We start from the raw sequence: 4,200 nt of genomic DNA on the forward strand, positions 1-4,200 counted from the left end.
CCTTCCGTTTTGCTAAGTTTGTTTTACGGCGGAAAATCCTAGCGGATTTTCACGCAACAAACCATAGCCCAACCGTTGTACGCAAGTTGACCAATGAAACGCAAAAAGAAAATAACAATCGGAACTGGACTCTTAATAGTCGGAATTTTATTCTGGCAATTTGGATTTTTTAATCGATTCAATTATCTGACTGCAAAAATTGACGGTTGGAGAGATTCTGCTCGAATTGTTTCGACAGAACCACCAATGCACGCTTGTGGAGTTCCTTGCATTGGACTAAAGGAAAAGTATGGCTTCCACGAACATTATACAAGCTGTTCTCAAACTGGACCAACAATCCGTGGAATTAATGCTTATAACAAAGAAATTGAAAAATATCTCAATAACAGAAACGGAAACGATTGGCGAGAAAAATATCAAGAGGAAATGAACTTATTAATCGAAAATAATAGGTTGGAATGAGTAAAACGCTAAAAATTATTCTTGGAGTTTTAGGAACAGCGATAATTGGAATATTTGGACTGATTATGTTTGGGCTTTATCTTATGGAAGATGAGGACAGGTATGGAGATTTAGTTTACTTTAATCAAAAAGTAGAAGATGGAGATATTATTTTTCGCTCTAAATATTTCGGAGAATTAAGACAAACGACTGAATTTAATGAATACGGAATAATTGATAAATCTTGGGGAGATGTTTATGTATGGGACAATCAAAACACAATTAAACAAGACCTTTATGATTGGGCTGAAAAAGGAAATGGAGAACGAGTAAGAGTGTTCAGAATAAAAAACTCTGACTTTGAAATGAACAAAGCGGAATTAAAAAATGGAACATATAACTATTTAATGAATTCAGATAAAATGGAATTCGTAACTGAAAATTATTAAAAAAACCTGCGTACAACAATGGCTATAAGTAATTGCTTGTTCTCGCCTACTTTGGAAATTCCTGCGGAATTTCCAACTTGGTGTGTACTTGTAAAGTTAAGTGCTAACCCACGCAACTACTCATAGCCGAGACCGTTACCTGTAATTATGACAAAATCTAAACTAAAACTATTCTTATTGTTTCTCGTTTTAAGTTCTACTTCTTGTAAGAAAGATATTGAAACGATACTAGAAGCTGATTATAAAGTTGTTGAAGTAGATTACGGATTTGATAATTATATGAAAAATATGAGAGACAAATCCGAAGATTTTATCATTAAAGAGCGAAATATTGTTATAATTGATGTCGACAAAAATGGTCGGACAACTATTAAAGGGCATTTTGTTGAAGATAGTTTAATTGTAGATGAACTCTTAAAGTATATAGTACCAAGTCCAGAAAACGATGAAATGCCAATAACCATTGAGGAAGACTATCAATATTCTGGTAAAGTCATTGTCAACAAAAATTTAATACTCTTGGCTCGATTTAACGAATCTTTGGATTATAAAACATACAGTGGAATTAGAAATAAAATTTATTCAGCTTATAATGCTGCAAGAGATAAACATTTACAGGAGAGATTTGGAATTACTTTGAAAGAATTAATTAATTCTTCTGAAAAAGTAGATATCTTGAAATGGAATGAATTGAAACAAATAATACCAATGAGTTACAACGAAATAGCGAACTGAGCTTAACTACAGGCAACACCGTGTATAGTTAATTGCTATTAGAGGCTAGCAATTTGGTCATCTCTTAATTGCTAAACCACTATTAAAGCAGTTTAGACATGTTTTTTAGTTTTCAGGTTCTACGAACCCGTTTTTATAAAGCTTAAACAGCTTTAATAGCTCTTCTTTAAATTCGAAATTTTAATCGTATTTTCACGCAACTAACCATACACAATCACGTTAGCACCAATATGACAAAAATCCTGCGAAAATTCATATCATATTTTATAATAAGTGGTTTAGTTTACTACTTATTTTTAGTTGTTGAGACCATCAGTTTATATTTTAATGAATTTGGATTTGACCTAACGAATGGAATACTTTTTAGTTTTAGTCAAATACCAGCAGTAATTAATTTTGGAGTTTTCATTGCCATAATCTTGGTTACGGCGGAATTGAAAAAAGAAAAAAATCCTGTCTCTAAATTTTTCAAATTCGGACTTATCATATCATTAATCTTTGGCGGACTAATATTCTTTCTATCCAATAGCGCGGTGCCAAAACTACGAATGACATCGTTCTTGGATAGATATGAAAACGCAAGAAAAGAACCCTTTACTTCACAAGAAAGAATTGAAAAAGCTACGGAATACAAAAAAACGAATGTTGATATGATGAGCATTGGGCTCATCAACCAATATTCTGACTCTTTAACAACTGAAAATAAGTCTCAAAAGAAAATCATCTCTGACTTGTTTAAAAAAATTCCTGACAGCATAATTCAAAGCGATTTTTCTAAAACGGAACTTAACGAATATGGAATCTCAAAAAACGAATTGACAACAGAACTTAATCGCAGAGATTTATTCCAATTAAAAAACGAAATAAGAAAGAATACACTCTTGACAAAGCAATTAAGAAAATCTAATTGGACAAAAAACACTCGATATGTAAATAGTTTTCTGACTTTATTTCTGGTTTGCTTTGCAATAGTTATTGGAGCGAATTTTAAAAATCAATTAATATTTTCATTGGTCTGCATCGGAATTGTGATTTATTCACAGACTTTGACCTTATTGACAACGTCATCGGACTACTTTATAAATGGAGATAGCCTGTTAGGACTAATCTTTAAGCTTACAATAATTTTGATTGTATTTTTATATTTAGTTTATCGAATGAAAATGATAAAAAATACTGGTGCTAACAATGTATAACCGCAATTACGGCGGATTCGACTACGTCCGAATCCACTCGGAATTGCCAACGCCAGTACTAAACCGAAAATTAAGGCATATTAACCCGTAACTGACGGTTATACGGGCCGTTGGCAATAATTTGAGAATGAGAAAATTTAAACACAAAGTAACATGGTTCGTTCTTCTATCTGTTTTTAGTTGTAATAAAAAAAATTATCCGAAATATGATGCTTTAAAGCAAGCTCATTATTGTCTAAGTATTAAACATGAAATCGGAGTATTATCAAATGTAAGAAATCCGTATTTCTTCCAAATGGAAAAGAATTTTAATGATGATGTTGAGTTTGATGTTTACGTGATTGATTCAATAAAAAGTATTTCCGAAAAGATTAAGCAAAGGCACAAAGATTGGAGAGTCTTAATTTATGATTTAAAAAAAGGACATGCAGACTCTAGGTTTTTTGATGCAACCCTCATTTTTTTGGATATTGAAAAAGAAGTAGAAATAAAAACTGATTCTCTTTTTAAGAGTTTAATAAATCCAAATAGTGACAAAACCAAAGAAAAGGAATTAGCCCAAGATGTTAGAAGCTTAGTAGCTAAATTGGAAGCGGAAAAAGTTACTTATGAAAAAAAAGAGTCTGACTTTCATAATGAAAACGGAATTAAACAAAGTGAGGTGGATTCAATAGTAAACCTAATTAAAAACAAAAAAACTATTGCCAACAAAGTATAAAAATAATGCGTAAGTTTATTCCTAATTCAAAGGCTAGTACTTGTTTGCTTGCGTCTGATTTTCCTTCGGAAAATCCTCGCACACAAACTACGCACTATTCTTATACGTAACCGTTGTGGTTAATTTGAGAAAACATTGAAAACAGATTTGACTAAAAGATATTTAAGCAAAACACCAAAGAATTTATTTTGGCTTTCATTATTAGGAATTCCTTACCTGATATGGATGTACTCAATCGGAATTGAATTGAATAAAAAAAATATGGAATCCAACGGAATGAACAAAATATTACTGAACATTCTTGTTGGATATCCAACCCTTTATCTGATTAGTGCGTGGATTTTAATACTGACTGGAAATATGAATATGGATACAATTTTACCGTTTCATTTTGGTGCAATGTTCAGTATATTTTTGCTAATGATTTTGACTTCTCGGGCAATAATAAAATTTGAAAAAAGAGAAGGATTAAAAGAATCAAGTGGAATTGGACTCTTTTTCGGAATTTGGTATTACATCATTGGAATCTGGTATATCCAACCGAAAATGAATGAATATATTAAACGAATTAAATAAAAACTAACCACAACAATGTATAAAAATAATGCGTAAGTTTATTCCTAAATCAAAAGGCTAGTGCTTGTTTGCTTGCATCTGATTT

General features: G+C 31.5%; 6 protein-coding genes. All 6 read left to right on the forward strand.

Annotated elements, in window-relative coordinates; genetic code table 11:
- Window positions 1-93 precede the first annotated feature (93 nt).
- Window positions 94-462: a hypothetical protein gene (locus Q0857_RS16725; RefSeq protein ID WP_298538014.1), complete on the forward strand. Its 369-nt coding sequence runs from the start codon at window positions 94-96 to the stop codon at window positions 460-462.
- Window positions 459-890 (forward strand): hypothetical protein, encoded by a 432-nt coding sequence (locus Q0857_RS16730; protein WP_298538016.1) that lies wholly within the window; start codon window positions 459-461, stop codon window positions 888-890. Before Q0857_RS16725 ends, Q0857_RS16730 begins: the two co-directional genes overlap by 4 nt.
- Window positions 891-1,037: 147 nt before the next feature.
- On the forward strand, window positions 1,038-1,625 hold the full coding sequence (locus tag Q0857_RS16735; protein WP_298538018.1) for a hypothetical protein: 588 nt from the start codon (window positions 1,038-1,040) through the stop codon (window positions 1,623-1,625).
- A 230-nt stretch (window positions 1,626-1,855) separates the two neighbouring features.
- On the forward strand, window positions 1,856-2,821 hold the full coding sequence (locus Q0857_RS16740; RefSeq protein WP_298538020.1) for a hypothetical protein: 966 nt from the start codon (window positions 1,856-1,858) through the stop codon (window positions 2,819-2,821).
- Between the two features lie 127 nt (window positions 2,822-2,948).
- A complete protein-coding gene (locus tag Q0857_RS16745) occupies window positions 2,949-3,539 on the forward strand; it encodes a hypothetical protein (RefSeq protein WP_298538022.1) in 591 nt (196 codons plus the stop codon).
- A 135-nt stretch (window positions 3,540-3,674) separates the two neighbouring features.
- A complete protein-coding gene (locus Q0857_RS16750) occupies window positions 3,675-4,115 on the forward strand; it encodes a hypothetical protein (RefSeq protein WP_298538025.1) in 441 nt (146 codons plus the stop codon).
- Window positions 4,116-4,200: the final 85 nt, after the last annotated feature.

This window comes from uncultured Algibacter sp. (assembly GCF_947495925.1).
In the GTDB taxonomy this organism is placed as follows: Bacteria; Bacteroidota; Bacteroidia; order Flavobacteriales; family Flavobacteriaceae; genus Algibacter_E.

Coding starts and splice junctions, on each gene's coding strand:
- Q0857_RS16730 (WP_298538016.1), top strand. CDS start 459: ATGAGTAAAACGCTAAAAATTATTCTTGGAGTTTTAGGAACAGCGATA.
- Q0857_RS16735 (WP_298538018.1), top strand. CDS start 1,038: ATGACAAAATCTAAACTAAAACTATTCTTATTGTTTCTCGTTTTAAGT.
- Q0857_RS16725 (WP_298538014.1), top strand. CDS start 94: ATGAAACGCAAAAAGAAAATAACAATCGGAACTGGACTCTTAATAGTC.
- Q0857_RS16740 (WP_298538020.1), top strand. CDS start 1,856: ATGACAAAAATCCTGCGAAAATTCATATCATATTTTATAATAAGTGGT.
- Q0857_RS16745 (WP_298538022.1), top strand. CDS start 2,949: ATGAGAAAATTTAAACACAAAGTAACATGGTTCGTTCTTCTATCTGTT.